The sequence below is a fragment of the Shewanella sp. DAU305 genome (assembly GCF_026802235.1).
In the GTDB taxonomy this organism is placed as follows: Bacteria; Pseudomonadota; Gammaproteobacteria; order Enterobacterales; family Shewanellaceae; genus Shewanella; species Shewanella baltica.
This window is the reverse complement of sequence record NZ_CP113808.1, coordinates 296,697-311,498: the sequence shown is the minus strand read 5'-3', so window position 1 is coordinate 311,498 and position 14,802 is coordinate 296,697. Positions and strand designations below refer to the sequence as shown.

Below are 14,802 nucleotides of genomic sequence, written 5' to 3'. Positions count from 1 at the left end.
CCCATAAGCATGTGGGTTTTAGCCAACAGTCGCTTTTATCGCATACGAATGACACTGCTATTTACCCTTGCTCGCCGCACATTTTTGCATGCTGATTTTTGATGCGAGTTAAGTGTCGTGGAATGGATTTTAGCTGGGCATATCAAATAAAAACATCAAGTTAAAACAGCGACAATGTCAGTCATTTACGCTATTTACATTAGATAAAGCGATTATTAAACTGTGATTTCATCACAACCTTGATATCTGCTTGAGATTGATCGAGTGAGTAGGGCATGATACTTGTTAACATTTAGATGTGCCAGCTTGAAGGACTACACATAAAGTCATTTATTCCATACCTTAAGGTAAATATTTTCATCGCCTTAGCTTACATTGTTGTAGGTAAATTAGGCTTGATGATTGCTTTGCCGCCTGGATATTCTGCGGCGATTTGGCCTGCCGCAGGGATTGCTATTGCCGCATGTATCCTATGGAAAGAATATGTCCCTTGGGTTGGCGTGTTTATTGGTTCGCTGCTGATTAACATCAATATTGGCGGGCATATCCATTGGGGCTGGTTACCCTTTGCTATCTCGATTGGATCTTGTATACAGGCTGTGCTTTCAGCCCATGTTCTTGGGCGAGTCGATCATTTATTCACCTTAGATAATCCTAATACCGTCATTAAATCCTGTTTGAGCTTAGCCTTAACTTGTATTGTGGCGACCGTTTTTGGCAACAGTGCCTTAGTGATCAACGGTACGATTCCACCATCCGATTTACTGGGTAGTTTAGTGAATTGGTGGACGGGGGATTTGCTCGGCGCCGTGATCTTTATCCCTTTGACTATGTTGCTATTTGATAAGCGGACTATCTGGCGTGCTCGCCGCATTCAGACGGGTGTTCCCCTGCTGGTGGGCTTTTTATTCTGCGTGGGGATTTATTACTACTCGGATATGAACCAGCGCCAACAGTTGCAGGATAAGTTTCAGATCCAATCCAATGCCGTGATTAGCAATATTGAAAGTTTTCAAGAGGCTAATCTGCAGCAAATCATCGCCTTAGCGAGCTTGTTCGATAATAGCGATCAGGTTTCTGAGGATGAGTTTGTGCAGTTTGGCAAACGTAACATGCTGCAGCAAGATGGCTTTAGAGCTTGGTCTTGGTCGCCGTTAGTGGCGGCCGCCGATCTACCCAGTTTTGAGGCATCGACCCGCTCAGCTATTGGCGCTCCCTACAAAGTCACGCGGCCTCAAGGCTGGCAAGCTAATGCCGATGGCTGGTTAGTGCCAGTGATGTATATTCAGCCACTCATAGGTAATGAAGCGGCATTGGGATTAGATCTCAATAGTGAACCAATACGAGCCGCTGCCATTGCTAAAGTGCGCGCGACCTTAGCGCCTGTGATGACGGCGAAGATCCAATTAGCACAGGATCCCAATGGCCCAGGTGGCACCTTGCTTCTAGCGCCCTCGTTCGATCGGCTGGGTAAAATCTCAGGATTTTGTTCAGCTGTGATTGATCTGCAAAGCATTATTAATGATGTTGAGAGCGTAAAGGGATTGCAGTGGAAACTCTCCGACATGAGTGCGGGCGGTGCATTGCTTTACAGCAATACCCAGAAGTCATTTCCCGCATTTAGCAGCAAGCTATTTAGCGATAAAACCGGCCAGTATTTTCAAGCAAACCTGCTGCTTGCAGATAGGCATTGGCACATAGTGATTTATCAATCCTATGCAGTGCTGATGGGCGATACTTTTAGCTTATCGCTACTTATGCTGCTCCTCGCCTTTATCACTTGTGCTGTTGTGGGTGGTATGACGCTGGTTTCCTCCGGCGAGCGCCAACGTATTGCCGAGAAAGTGACTGAAAAAACCATGGCCTTGTCGAAGGAAATTGCCCGCCGTCAGGCTTTTCAGGCCACCTTGGTACAAAGCGAGCAAAGATATCGTAATTTGTTTGATAAGGCGCCCGTGGGGCATGTGCTTAAACGTTTAGATGATGGTCAGTTTGTGGCGATTAACCCCGCATTCGAAGCCATGACGGGTTACTCACTCGATGAGTTAAATCAGCTTGACCCTTGGGATCTCACGCCAAAGCGTTATCAATTAAGTGAAACTGAGCAATTAGAACGCCTAAAGCAAACCCGTCGTTATGGCCCCTATCAGAAGCATTATGTGCATAAGAATGGCCAGTTAGTGGCAGTGCGCCTTAATGGTGCGTTAGTCACAGGCGCCGATGGTGAGCAGCTTATTCTCTTTATCGTTGAAGATATTACCGAGCAGGAGCGCACCGTTGCGCGGGTAAATCTATTGGCGCAGGTGTTCCAGCAGAGTGGTGAAGGCATCACTATCATGGATGCCAACGATATTATTGTGGATGTGAATAGTGCGTTTTCTCAGATAACCGGTTATTCCCGAGAAGAAATCATTGGTAAAAACTGTCGCTTTTTAGAGGCCGAGCGTACCGACAAAGGTATCGATCCTCAAGTGCGTGCAGCCCTAGAACAAACAGGTTTCTGGCAAGGTGAAGTTTGGGACAGGCATAAGCATGGTTACGATTTCCCTAAATGGTTGATGATGTCTGTGGTGCGCGATGACGCAGGTGCGGTGAGCCATTACATCGGCAGCTTTACCGATATCAGCGAGCGTAAAGTCAGTGAGGAACGGATTCATTTCCTCGCCCACCACGATTCTTTGACGCTACTGCCTAATCGACTCAGCTTGCAGTCGCGCCTCGAAGTGGTATTTAGGGAGGCGCTGGCATCCGACAGCCAAATTGCGGTGATGTTTATCGACATGGACCACTTTAAAAATATCAACGATACCTTGGGCCATCATGTGGGCGATCAACTGTTGTTAGAAGTTGCGCGTCGTTTGAAAAACATCGTTGGTGATACTGACACTGTGGCGCGTCTGGGTGGCGATGAGTTTGTGGTTGCCTTATCTGATACGAACCATGATGAGGTGGCCAGTTTAGCCGAGGCGCTGCGCAGTGGTTTGAGTCAAACCTATATCATTAATAATCAAGCATTACATTCATCGCCAAGTATAGGTATCAGTTTATTCCCGACCGATGGCGACAGTGTCGAAGCCTTGATGAAAAACGCCGATATGGCCATGTACCGCGCCAAATCGGCGGGACGCAATAACTATCAATTCTTTACTGCGGCGATGAATACCTTGATCACTGAGCGCCAGCAAATTGAAACTGGCCTCAGGCAAGTGCTCGCCAACGATGAATTGCGGCTGCATTATCAGCCACAAATTGATATCCGTACTGGGCAAGTGGTCAGTGTCGAAGCCTTAGTGCGCTGGCAACATCCCGAATTTGGCATGGTAGCGCCAGACCGCTTTATCCCCATAGCTGAAGAGATCGACATGATCATTCCTATCGGCCAATGGGTGTTAGAAACCGCGATGGCGCAGCTTGCCGCTTGGCGCGCTGCGGGTGCGACCGAGCTGCGAATGGCGGTGAATCTGTCGGCGCATCAACTCCGCAAAGATAGCATTGTCGCCGATATCACCAATGTGCTTTTAAAGCATAAGTTAGGCAAAGGTGCACTGGAGCTCGAAATCACCGAGAGTGTGGCGATGCAATATCCGGAGCAGAATGCGCGCCTGTTAGCGGAATTGCGCCAGCATGGTATCGAACTTGCGATTGATGATTTCGGTACGGGTTATTCCTCGTTATCCTATTTGAAACTCTTGCCCTTAGACAGATTGAAGCTCGACCGCTCCTTTGTGAAGGATATTGAAAGCGATCCGAACGATGCTGCTATCAGTGCTGCGACCATTTCTATGTCCCATGAGTTGGGGCTAACTGTGGTGGCCGAAGGGGTTGAAAACGAGGCGCAATTGGTATTATTGTCGAGTATGGGGTGCGACTTAGTGCAAGGGTTTTATTTTAGTAAACCCTTAGCGGCAGAAGAGTGTTTCCGCTTTATCCAGCGTAATTTATAACGGCAGAGTGTTGCTGTTTTTCTAATGCTGGCGCAGAGTTGGACTATACTTGAGTTCGCATTATGTATGCGTTAATCGAAATACTAAGGATGGTTTTATGCAAGTCATCTTCACCAAAGGAACCCAGCGTTATGGTCAGCTGCGCTGCGTGCGCATGGACGGTAGTGCGACCCAAACCCAAATGCCAGAACAGGGCATTGCTCCCCACGATATGATCCATTATGTTGTTGAAAAACGCCTGCATATTCAAGGGGCTTTCTTCTCGCAGGTCAGAGCTGGCGCCGATATCAGCTTCGCCTTAGAACATAACGAAACCTCCCGCGCCATCGCAGATAAAACGGAAGTGTGGCAAACCGAATCCATAGTCGAAACCTTGCAGTCGCTACTCTGGTCGGGCGAAACGCCAACCTATGACGGCTTTATTTATCTGTTAGAGCAAGCCTGCAACAGCCGCGACTTAGCCGTTCCAACCGTTAGCCAATCGGACTTTGAGCATATTCTTAATGAGATTATGGAGTTGAGTATTGAGTGGCAGGGAATGGGTGAAGGTCAGTCCCTGACCTTGAAGTTTTAAGCGGTTTAAAAATAAGCCATTTAACAACAACTGATTTAAAAAAAAAGAGCGCAGTTAACTGCGCTCTTTGTGTTACTGCGGCCATAGCGGGATCATTCCCTATGACGACGTTCTTGGCTTTGAGTTGAGCGACCTTGGTTATGTTCTACCGAGCGAGCGGTTTGCGCATTTTGGCGTGGCTCACTTTGTCTTACTCTCACGTCTTCGCGTTGTCTTGGCGCCGCTTGCCTTGGCTGTTCAATACGTTGCGGTTCTGCGCGTCTTATCTCAGGTCGTGGCGTTTCAACTCTTGGGGTCGCAGCCCTTGGATTTTCTTGTCTTTGTGGCTGCGTCCTTTGTTGATCGATATTACGCTGCTGTGACTCCCGAGTTTGATATTGCCTTTGCTGAGACTCCTTCGATGGCATTGGCTTTGACTGCACGGGTCTCGATTGCGCGTCATTACGCTCCTTGTGAGTCGGCGTTTGTACCATAGTCGCGGATCGACGTTCCTTTAACTCGGCCTGTGTTTTTTGATAACTCGGTACGCGGTTATCACGTTCACGACTGGCGTTGTGATAGTCCTTATTGTCACGACTCTTATTCCCCTGATTACTCATATTACCTTGATTGCTATGAGTATCTTGGCGTTCTTTTGATTTCGAGTATTGGCTATTAAAGTGCTGCTTGCTGCCGCTAGAGTGTGAATCTCTACCGCGATACTTGTCTTCGTTGTAATAGCGTTGCTTCACGACGGGGTTGTGGTAACTCACGCCACGTCTATGTTCGGGTTTATGTTTCCAAGGCTGAGCACCATAACTGACCGTGTATCTTTCACGTGGGCGATAACGATGCGAATGGCGATAGTCGATCACGACCACTTTATGGTTGTGCCAGTGGAACGAGCTGAAGAAGTAGTTAAAGGAAATATGGATGCCTGGTGACCAGTAGAAATGGTTATGACTCGGACGATAGGGATAGCCAGCATAGCCGCCAAATTCCCAATACACGGGTGGATAAGCCACACCCCAGCGCCATGTGCCATAAACCACACGCGGATCGTAATAGGGCACGTACACAATTTCTCGCTTAGCGGGTTCTATGATGATCTGATTGTTGGCGCGGGTGATCGCCATGTTATCCATGTCTGCTAAGCTGTTCGCTTTATCAGCCTGTTGCCTTAGGGATTGAATGCTGTTCATCACTTGGCCTTCATCTTCTAAGAAGGCTTCACCGAGTCTTTGAGTCCAGTCGAGATCTTCACTCATTTTTTGCAGCAGCGTCGGGAAGGCCAGCAAGGCTTTGACGCTCGGGTCCCAATCTTGATCTTCGGCCTGCGACATCAGTTGATCGACTGATGATTTGGGGCGCTGGGTTAACCAACGTTGTGCCTGCACGATTTCGAGTGGATAAGTTGAGGCAATAAGTATGTGGGTCAATAAGCTATCGGGATACAGGGCAATAGGCGCCAGCATTTGTTCGAGTTCGGCTTGGCTTGCCGCAGCGCTCGAGCCTTGGCTCACAGATACGCCCGCAGCTTGTGCTGTAGTAGTGAAAGGCAAGGCCACTAATGCCGCCGTTAACACTAGCCAATTCCATCGATGTTGTCTGTTCATGGTTTGCTCCAATAATCCTGTTCGAGGATGTTATGGGCATCATAGGCGTTTGAATATGAACATAAGCTGAAAGCATTTTACGGTTAAAAAGTTATTTTTAACCGCAATTTAGGTGGGAATTTAAATCTATGGTATTGAAACTAAATCATTAAATTGAGTGCACAAAGCTGATGCTGAACTTGGCGCCGCCCAAGGTTTCTGAACGTGAGACTGAAATTCTGCCGTTATAGCTGTCGACTAAATCGCGCACGATCGCAAGCCCAATACCATTACCTTGATGATAGGAATCGGCACGAATACCGCGTTCAAAGATTTGATTTTGCAGCGCTTCACTGATCCCTGGCCCATCATCTTCGATGCAGATCAGCAATTGATAGGCATCGCCGGTCACGGTTAATTTAACCGTGGACTTTGCCGCTTTGCAGGCGTTGTCGAGCACGTTACCGAGAATTTCCGTGAGATCCGCTTCATCACCTTTGAATACTGCTGCGTCCGCCATCTCGCCGCTGAGGTTGATTTGCGGCTCACGATAAATTTTAGCTAAGGTGCGTAATAACTTAGCGGCGACGTCATCGACGCGAATACCTAAGTGCCACGAGGCTGCCGCTGCGGTTTGGGCACGTTTTAGCTGGTGGCCAATAATGCGGCTGATCACCGACACTTGCTCGCTGGAGGCTTCGCTTAAGTCGGCCTGACTCTTAATCACCGCCAGCGGTGTTTTGAGGCTGTGGGCAAGATCGGCCAAGGCATTACGGTAGCGTTTGCGTTGGGTTTGCTCGGTATTGAGCAAAATATTGAGCTGCCGCGCAACGGCTTGTAATTCAGTGGGGTACTGACTACTTAGCTGCATCGACTTACCTTGCTCGACGGAATGTAATTCTTGGGTAAAGCGCGCCAATGGTTGCAGCGTCCACACTAGCCAGCTCAGTTGGAACACGAGCATGACGAACATGAGGATCAGCAGCCAAGTCCAAAGCTGCTGGTTAAATTGATCGATTTGCTGCTGAAATTCGCGCTCGTCCTTAATGATGTGAATCGTCACAGGCACGTTTTGATTTTGGCTGGCAAAACTGACGCTAAAGCTATAAATCAAATGGGGTTGTTCGGCGAGCTCGATTTGCTCAAAGGCACTTTGACCTGTTGCTGGGATGGTAAAATGTGGCGGTGGCACCATGCCCATAAAAGATTGCGAGTGCCACACGATCGTTTGTTTGCCGCTGGCATCTTCAGTGGTCGCAATGGCATACAGCCCAGATTGAATAAGGTTAAAACGATTTTCGAGTACTAATTCAGGGATAGATATTTGTTTATTCTCGACTTCCGTCACCGCGAGTATCGAATAGACATAGGCGCTGAGTTCATTTTTGGTCGCGCTTTTAACTTGCTCGGTAAAGGCATCGTTTAAGGCGACGCCGATTAAAGGTAATAACACTAAGATAAACAATAGCGCGCTAATCACTAAGCGCGCTTTAAGGGAGTTCAATACTTGCCACACAATGGCACGTTTACTCATCGATGGCTTGCTCGGGCGTTAACGCTTTTAGGCGATAACCTTGGCCGCGCAGAGTTTCAATCAGGTTGTATTGATTATCAGGGTCGAGTTTTTTGCGTAACCGGCGGATAAAGACTTCGATGACGTTTGAATCTAAATCAAAATCCTGATCGTAGATGTGCTCCGTCAATACGGTTTTAGATTTCACTTCGCCCTGATGCAGCATAAAAAATTCGAATAACTTGTATTCAGAGCCGCTGAGGTTAACCAACTCTTCACCTTTACGCACTTCTAAGCTGCTGGTATTCAAGCTAAAGGGCCCGTTATAAATCAAAGGGCTGGCCTTGCCGGCAGAGCGACGGATCAGGGCTTTTAGCCGCGCGACCAGTTCTTGGGGATGAAAAGGTTTCGTCAGGTAGTCGTCGGCACCAGCGTCGAGTCCTTCAACCTTATCTTGCCAGCTGTCCCTCGCGGTTAAAATTAGGATTGGGAAGTCGCGTTCCTGTTCGCGTACGCTGCGGATAAGCGCGATACCATCAAGTTTAGGCAAACCGACATCGATTATCGCCGCATCATAGCTGTATTCGAGTGCTTGAAATAAGCCTTCTTCACCATCGCTCGCCACATCGATACTGTAATGGGCATCGAGCAGATGTTGTTTTAAGTTCGCCTGCAGTTCTAAATCATCTTCAACCAATAACAATCGCATAGTTAGTTCCTCGACACTCGGCCAGTTGCGGCATCTACTGAGACTGAAAACACTTGGCCATCATTATTGAGGAGCTTAACCCGATATCCTGAGCCGCTGGATTGCACGCTCAGTACCTTGCCTTGATATTGGCGTTGCACCATAGCCACAGCTTGATCTGGGCTATTGACCGCCAGACGGCGCTGCTCATTCTTCGCACCTTGGTTGCGATCATTCTGTCTATCATTGCCTGCCATGCTGCCAAAGGAGGCCAATAAGCAAGCGATTAGGGCCAATGTCAAACCAAGTTTCATATCTGGTACCCGCAATGTTCGGCGATCTTAAGTTAATGGGTGAGATGGATAACTTATCGAGTCGACTAAGAATACCTCATCACCTTAACAAACACATAGAGATCAGCCAATTGGTTGGCACAATTCCATCAAAATTAACTTTGGTAGTCATTTTGTTATTCGTGACAGAACTGAAGCTCTGTCAGCGAGTCTATTCCTATGCTCGCATTCAATATGCCCTAGTGTCGACTAATCCAGATGAACTAAGGCTGAACGTATTGTCGCGCTAAGAACACTAAATGTTGATGTTCAGCTTATGTTCACCTTCATTGCACTTTAATGGCTCCAATTTGAACGGGTTATCCATGGGGTATTCAAGATGAACACACTCAATAAACAAGGTATGGCAGCCACAGTTAACTGTCGGGTTAACACCCATTTCGTTAAAGCGACGGCCATTGCTGCGCTGTTTTTAGCATCTTCTGCTGTTAACGCTCAGCCCCGCGAACTGGAGTCATCGCAAAGCTTAACGCCATTTACTGCGGCCAGTGTCGGCATTGCCAAAAAAGCTGAAAACAGCGAGCAAGCAGCCGAGCAGGAACAGCAAGCTTTAGCCCTGTTACAACAAGCTGCGCCCGCAAAAAATGTCACTGAAGCCGCTGCTGCAGCCGTTAAATCCTTGGCGCCCGCGTTATCCTCTAAAGCGCCGACGGCAAACCGCGTGCAACTAATGGGCGCCTCGCCGATGACGCGTGAGCAAGTGACTGCGAAACATGCGAGCCAAGGCATGCCGAGTTCGAGCGCGACCAGTGAAGATCCCTATCGCGCCCCTGTGTATCACAGCTTTTCGATTTTTGATGCCAGCAGTCGTTTGTTCGAAGACTTTGACTACGATGGGTTTTATCAAACCTTTAGCGTGACCTTCGACGTCGATGTTAACGGCGCGTATCTTAATGAAAGAGCTGACTTATTTGCCGAGCTGTATCTCAGTCGTAATGGCGGCCCTTGGGTGCATTACTACACCACGGACGTGTTTACTATTTATGGCGATTCAACACAGGACGACTATGAAGTGCTGACCACGCTCTACACGGGTTATGCGACGGACCACTACGATGTGTTAATCGATGTGTACGAAGTGGGTTACAGCGACATTGTCGCGACCATTAGTGCCGATGAAACCGATGGTTTGTATGCACTGCCACTGGAAAGTAGCGATCGAGACCGAGAGCCTGAAGTTATCGTCGTCGAAGAAAGTGGCGGTAGCTTATCGGTATTGGGTCTGTTGTTCCTCGGTTTGTGTGCTGGGTTGCGGATGAATCGCACTCGCGGCTAATCACCCTTTTTTCTCTCTGTGTTTATCTCAGGTAAATAGGGCTAGTATGGTCAGGTTAATTTAACTAAATGGAGATAAATATGATTGCTCAAGGTCAAACATTACCAGCAGCTACATTAGGCCAACTAACGAAAGATGGCATGGTGAATCACCAAGTTACTGAACTGTTCGCTGGTAAAAAAGTGGTATTGTTTGCTGTACCCGGTGCTTTTACTCCGACCTGTTCTGAAGCGCATTTACCTGGCTATGTCGTATTAGCCGATCAATTTAAAGCGAAAGGCGTGGATTTGATTGCCTGTGTTGCTGTGAACGATGCCTTCGTGATGAAAGCGTGGGGCGAAGCGCAAAATGCCTCTGAATTGATGATGCTAGCCGATGGCGATGCCAGCTTTACTAAAGCGTTAGGCTTAGAAATGGACACTGCTGGTTTTGGTGGCGTGCGTTCACAACGTTACGCCATGATCATAGATAACGGCGTAGTGACTCTGCTGAATGTTGAAGAGCCAAAGGCTTTTGAAGCCAGTAAAGCCGAAGTGGTTTTAGCTGCACTGTAATGATTAAGGTCCGAACGTAATCGGACATCAAAATAAATGGGAGCTTAGGCTCCCATTTTTATTGATATTTTAGCGGGTTAAGCGGCCCGCGACTGTGGTGCTAAGTTACCAGTATCGGCAATGCCTAAACTGTTTTCAATGTCTTCGACGCTCTGCTGTACTTCTTGGGCGATGACTTCACTCTGTTGTGAACTGGTTTGTGCCTGCTCTTTTAAGCTATCCATAGTGCGCACAAATTGATCGAGATAATCGACTTGCTCCTTGGCATTGAGCGAGCCTTGTTTAGCGGTATTGGCCATGTCGCTCGCTTGGTTTTGCACCGTTTGCGCCACTTGCCATAGGCTTTGAGCGCGCAGTTTTTGACTGCTGGTGGCCTGTGCTATGCCATCGACACTCTCACTGAGGGCATGATTCGATTGGGTCAGTTGCTGCAGAATCTTCACGATTTCGTTTAAGGACACTTGGGTGCGCTGACTTAAATTTCGCACTTCATCGGCAACCACGGCAAAGCCGCGACCTTGCTCTCCCGCCCGCGCAGCTTCAATGGCGGCATTGAGGGCGAGTAAGTTAGTTTGTTCGGCGATATTGCCAATTACATCAATGATTTTCGACACATCCGTCACTGAGTTATTCAGGCTTTCAAGGGAAGCATGGCAAAGGCCAACAGCGGTTTGCGTCTGCTCAGTTGCGCTGAGTACGGCCTCGGCTTCAGTTTGGCTCGACTGCATTTGGCGCATGGTTTCGGCGGCGCTGTCTTCCACGAGTGCCGAAGTGTGGCTCACCTCATTGGCGAGGCTGCGGATATGTTCGGTCTGTGTTTGCGTATCGGCCACAATCGTCTGAGTGTGCTCTGTGTGCTGCGATAGCTGAGTAATGCGCGCAACCAGTTGGCTTAATGATTGAGAAACCTTAGTGATTTGCTGGCGCTGTGCCTCGTCTTCTTGTTCAAACCTTTGCAGCAACTGGTTGAAATGACCTGCGATTTGGCCCGTCTCGCAGCGACGATTAATGTCTAAACGCTCGCGGCTGTTCGATTCGCTTAATTTCATAAAGGCTTGATTAAGACGTTTCAGCGGTTTGACGACGCGATTTTGCTGCAGAATTAAATAACCTATAGCAAACAAGGCCATGATCGAAACCATAGTGTAGAGGATCAGTTGTAGCTCATATTTAAGCTGTTGATTCTTCGCTGCCTGAGCCTCACCTAAGCCAATAAGCTGTTGTTCCACATTGCTAATCGCTTGAATGAGTTGATCTTGCATCTCTTGGTTGGCTTGCAGCAATTGGTGGGTATTGGCGACTTCTTTGTTGTATCGATTGGCGAGACTCAGCAGTTCACTGCGGTCACTTTCGCCGACTTCAATCTGTTCTGGTTCGCTGGCACCGAGGGCAAACTCATCGGCTTCTTGCTGCTCATATACACCGATTAACGGCAGTGCGCTGAGGGCGTCGTGCCATGTATTTAGCTCTTTGCTGGTGCTGTCTAAAATGCCCTTGAGTTGCTGATTTTTGCCGATCAGATAGCCATCGGTCAGCTGGGAAAGTTGATAGACGATGGAAGGTAAATCGCGGCTCAATTGCAGATATTGTTCGGCGATCTCTGCATTTGTGGCTAAGCCTTTATCGGCATAATTGCCTAAACGACGGTTATAGTCGAGCATTTCAGATTCGGCGTGGGCCAGCAGTTGCCTGGGGTTGCCAGCGAGTTTACCCGCGGCGCGGTACTTGGTATCTAAATCTTGAATGAAGCTGCTGAGACTTGCTTGCAAGTCATTATCGTTAGCGCCCATGGTGGCGAGATTAAGTTCTGTGAGCTGGTTCTTAATGGCGCTGAGTTTAGTTTTAGCTTGCTCAAGTTGGCTAGAATTGCCGCTGGCGAGATAGCCGTCGAGATCGCGGCGTACGCCGACGAGGAAGTCTTCTTGTATGCTTTGTAGTGTGAGTGTTTGCTGTTCTATATTTTGTCGCTGATCACTACTCCACAGCACTACGGCCGCTAATAATCCCGCGAGCAATAACAACAGGGCAGAAGCAGAGAGCGACAGCGTTGAAATTTTCATTTTGCAATCTTCATAATTGTCAGAGCCAGTTAACTGTTCTGAGTTTATGAATTTAGCGTGACATTAATATGACAAGCGCCCACATGAATGTCAGCGTTGTCATTTGATTTGCCGATATGTGATCTCGCGTTATTCCAGCGGCAGCCACACTTGGGCTCTTAAACCGCCTTCGGCGCGGTTGGAGAGGGTGACTTGCCCTTGGTGTCTATCAATGATCCGTTTGATGATGGCGAGACCTAGGCCTGAGCCGACACTGCCTCGGGCGATATCACCTTGGGTAAATGGTTGAAATAGTTTGGTTATTTGCGACTCGTCAATGCCTGGACCATTATCTTCAACAGTAAAACCGATACGTTTGCCGTCGAACTGCGAGCTAATGCGGATCCAGCCAGAACCATAGCGAAAGGCATTTTCGACTAAGTTGCTCAGTACCCGTTTAATGGCAATTGCTTGGAATTGGGCTTCTGGGCAGTCAGTTAACACTACTTCAATTTCGCCGGCGCGATTGGCCTCTGCTTGAGCGACATCTTGAATGAGTTTATTGATTTGCCCTAGCTCACGGCTGGTTTCCTGATCTTGGCGAATATACGCAATAAACTGGCTGATGATGGCGTCCATATCTTCGATATCGTTGACTATGCCATCTTTAAGATATTGATCTTCCTCAACCATCATCTCAGATGCGAGACGAATACGGGTGAGCGGCGTGCGCAAGTCGTGGGAAATCCCCGCCATCAATAGCGCTCTGTCCTGCTCCAGTTGTTTCATGCTGTGCGCCATCTGGTTGAAGGCGTTGGTCACTTCGACAATTTCACTCGAACCATTCAGCGGCAAGGGCTCGGGGAATTCACCGCGGGAAACGGCAATCGCGGCTTTTTGTAGTCGTCTAAGTGGGCGGTTTTGTTGGCGGGCAAACCACCAACCCCCGGCGACGCTGAGGGCACCAATGACCATTAAATAGAGGGTGAGCGGCGAGAGATCTGAAACATTTTGGCCAATCAGCGGCACTTTTATCCAAATCGAGGGCGCCTGTGGTGGACGGATCCAAATCTGCAATACGCTGCCGTGGGTGACACGCACTTCGGCGTCGCCGCCGAGATATTCCGACATCTGCGCCGACCAGAAACCATAGTAGGTCGCTTGCTCAATGCCAGCTTCACGCGCTTGCTGTTGATTGTAGATCTTCATGCCATCGTCGTGGACTTTGGCATTGAGGGCATCGACTATGGTTAAGTGTTCGCGGCCAATATCTATGCCATCGACAAACAGCAATTTGACTTGGCGAGCGATTAACTGATTGATTTGCTGGTAGCTTGGCTTAAGCACATAAACGGCAACTGTGACGTAAGACACCAGCTGATTGATCAGCAATAGACAACCAATCAGCATCACGGTTTGGCTAAACGCGCTGCGAGGCACAAACCGCCACCAAAACTTAGCTTTCATCGGGGGCTCAATAACCGCAGCAGATTAAGATGGCAGCGCGGCTCATCGACGCGCGGCGCCATCGGGCACAAACACATAACCTAATCCCCACACAGTTTGAATGTAACGCGGATTCGCAGGATCTTTTTCGATTAAACGCCGCAGACGTGACACTTGCACGTCGATGGAGCGTTCTAGCGCCGAATAATCGCGGCCACGGGCGAGGTTCATCAATTTATCCCGAGACAAGGGCTCGCGTGGATGGGTAACGAGCACTTTAAGCACGGCAAACTCACCGCTAGTGAGCGCAATCGATTCGTCGCCGTGGTACATCTCACGGGTGGCTAAATCTAGCGAAAACTCACCGAAGCTGATCTGCGCTTCCTGCTGGGCGGGCGCACCAGGCACATCTTGGGTTTGGCGACGCATCACGGCTTTGATCCGTGCGAGTAATTCCCGTGGATTGAAAGGTTTTGGCAGATAATCGTCGGCGCCTAACTCTAGGCCAATAATACGGTCGACTTCATCGCCCTTGGCCGTCAGCATCACGATCGGAATAGGATTACCTTGCTGGCGCAAACGGCGGCAGATAGATAGGCCATCTTCACCGGGTAACATCAAGTCGAGCACGAGTAGATGGAAGTTTTCGCGTTCTAATAGGCGGTCCATCTGCTCGGCATTGGCCGCGCTGCGCACCTGATAACCTTGCTCCATCAGGTAACGCTCGAGTAACGCTCGCAGGCGCATATCATCATCGACGACGAGGATTTTCGAGGTTTCTTGTCCCATGGGATGTCCTTTAATTGCTCAGATTGGTGCTTATTCTACTGACGAGAAACAG

The 14,802-nt window shown here is 48.7% G+C and carries 11 protein-coding genes; 4 read left to right on the top strand and 7 right to left on the bottom strand.

Annotated features, from left to right (window positions below):
• Positions 1–296 precede the first annotated feature (296 nt).
• Together OX890_RS01275 and OX890_RS01270 are read left to right on the top strand one after the other, a co-directional pair.
• Entirely contained in the window at positions 297–3,944 is a 3,648-nt protein-coding gene (locus OX890_RS01275) for a bifunctional diguanylate cyclase/phosphodiesterase (RefSeq protein WP_268649966.1), read from the top strand.
• A 97-nt stretch (positions 3,945–4,041) separates the two neighbouring features.
• Positions 4,042–4,518 carry a hypothetical protein gene (locus OX890_RS01270; RefSeq protein ID WP_012588855.1) on the top strand — a complete coding sequence of 159 codons (477 nt, stop codon included), beginning with the start codon at positions 4,042–4,044 and terminating at the stop codon, positions 4,516–4,518.
• A gap of 92 nt (positions 4,519–4,610) precedes the next feature.
• On the opposite strand, the gene OX890_RS01265 is transcribed toward OX890_RS01270, so the two are convergent.
• The 4 genes from OX890_RS01265 to OX890_RS01250 form a co-directional block, all read right to left on the bottom strand.
• Entirely contained in the window at positions 4,611–6,113 is a 1,503-nt protein-coding gene (locus tag OX890_RS01265; RefSeq protein ID WP_126493216.1) for a DUF3300 domain-containing protein, read from the bottom strand.
• A gap of 148 nt (positions 6,114–6,261) precedes the next feature.
• A complete protein-coding gene (locus OX890_RS01260) occupies positions 6,262–7,626 on the bottom strand; it encodes an ATP-binding protein (protein WP_126493214.1) in 1,365 nt (454 codons plus the stop codon).
• Complete coding sequence (locus tag OX890_RS01255) at positions 7,619–8,314, bottom strand: response regulator transcription factor (protein ID WP_268649965.1); 696 nt, start codon at positions 8,312–8,314, stop codon at positions 7,619–7,621. The genes OX890_RS01260 and OX890_RS01255 overlap by 8 nt, the downstream gene beginning before the upstream one ends.
• 2 nt (positions 8,315–8,316) lie before the next feature.
• Positions 8,317–8,607, bottom strand: a complete 291-nt coding sequence (locus OX890_RS01250; RefSeq protein ID WP_012588852.1) for a PepSY domain-containing protein — start codon at positions 8,605–8,607, stop codon at positions 8,317–8,319.
• A 358-nt stretch (positions 8,608–8,965) separates the two neighbouring features.
• On the opposite strand from OX890_RS01250, the gene OX890_RS01245 reads away from it, so the two are divergent.
• Positions 8,966–9,922, top strand: a complete 957-nt coding sequence (locus tag OX890_RS01245) for a choice-of-anchor H family protein (RefSeq protein ID WP_268649964.1) — start codon at positions 8,966–8,968, stop codon at positions 9,920–9,922.
• Positions 9,923–10,002: 80 nt separating this feature from the next.
• The gene (locus OX890_RS01240; protein WP_006079504.1) at positions 10,003–10,476 is read left to right on the top strand and encodes a peroxiredoxin; all 474 of its coding nucleotides are present in this window, start codon (positions 10,003–10,005) and stop codon (positions 10,474–10,476) included.
• 77 nt (positions 10,477–10,553) lie between these two features.
• Here OX890_RS01240 and OX890_RS01235 read toward each other — a convergent pair whose 3' ends face one another.
• From OX890_RS01235 to ompR, 3 genes are all read right to left on the bottom strand, one after another.
• On the bottom strand, positions 10,554–12,536 hold the full coding sequence (locus tag OX890_RS01235) for a methyl-accepting chemotaxis protein (RefSeq protein ID WP_268649963.1): 1,983 nt from the start codon (positions 12,534–12,536) through the stop codon (positions 10,554–10,556).
• Positions 12,537–12,665: 129 nt separating this feature from the next.
• A complete protein-coding gene (gene envZ, locus OX890_RS01230; protein ID WP_259521254.1) occupies positions 12,666–13,982 on the bottom strand; it encodes a two-component system sensor histidine kinase EnvZ in 1,317 nt (438 codons plus the stop codon).
• Between the two features lie 42 nt (positions 13,983–14,024).
• Positions 14,025–14,750 carry an osmolarity response regulator transcription factor OmpR gene (ompR, locus tag OX890_RS01225; protein WP_006079507.1) on the bottom strand — a complete coding sequence of 242 codons (726 nt, stop codon included), beginning with the start codon at positions 14,748–14,750 and terminating at the stop codon, positions 14,025–14,027.
• Positions 14,751–14,802 lie beyond the last annotated feature (52 nt).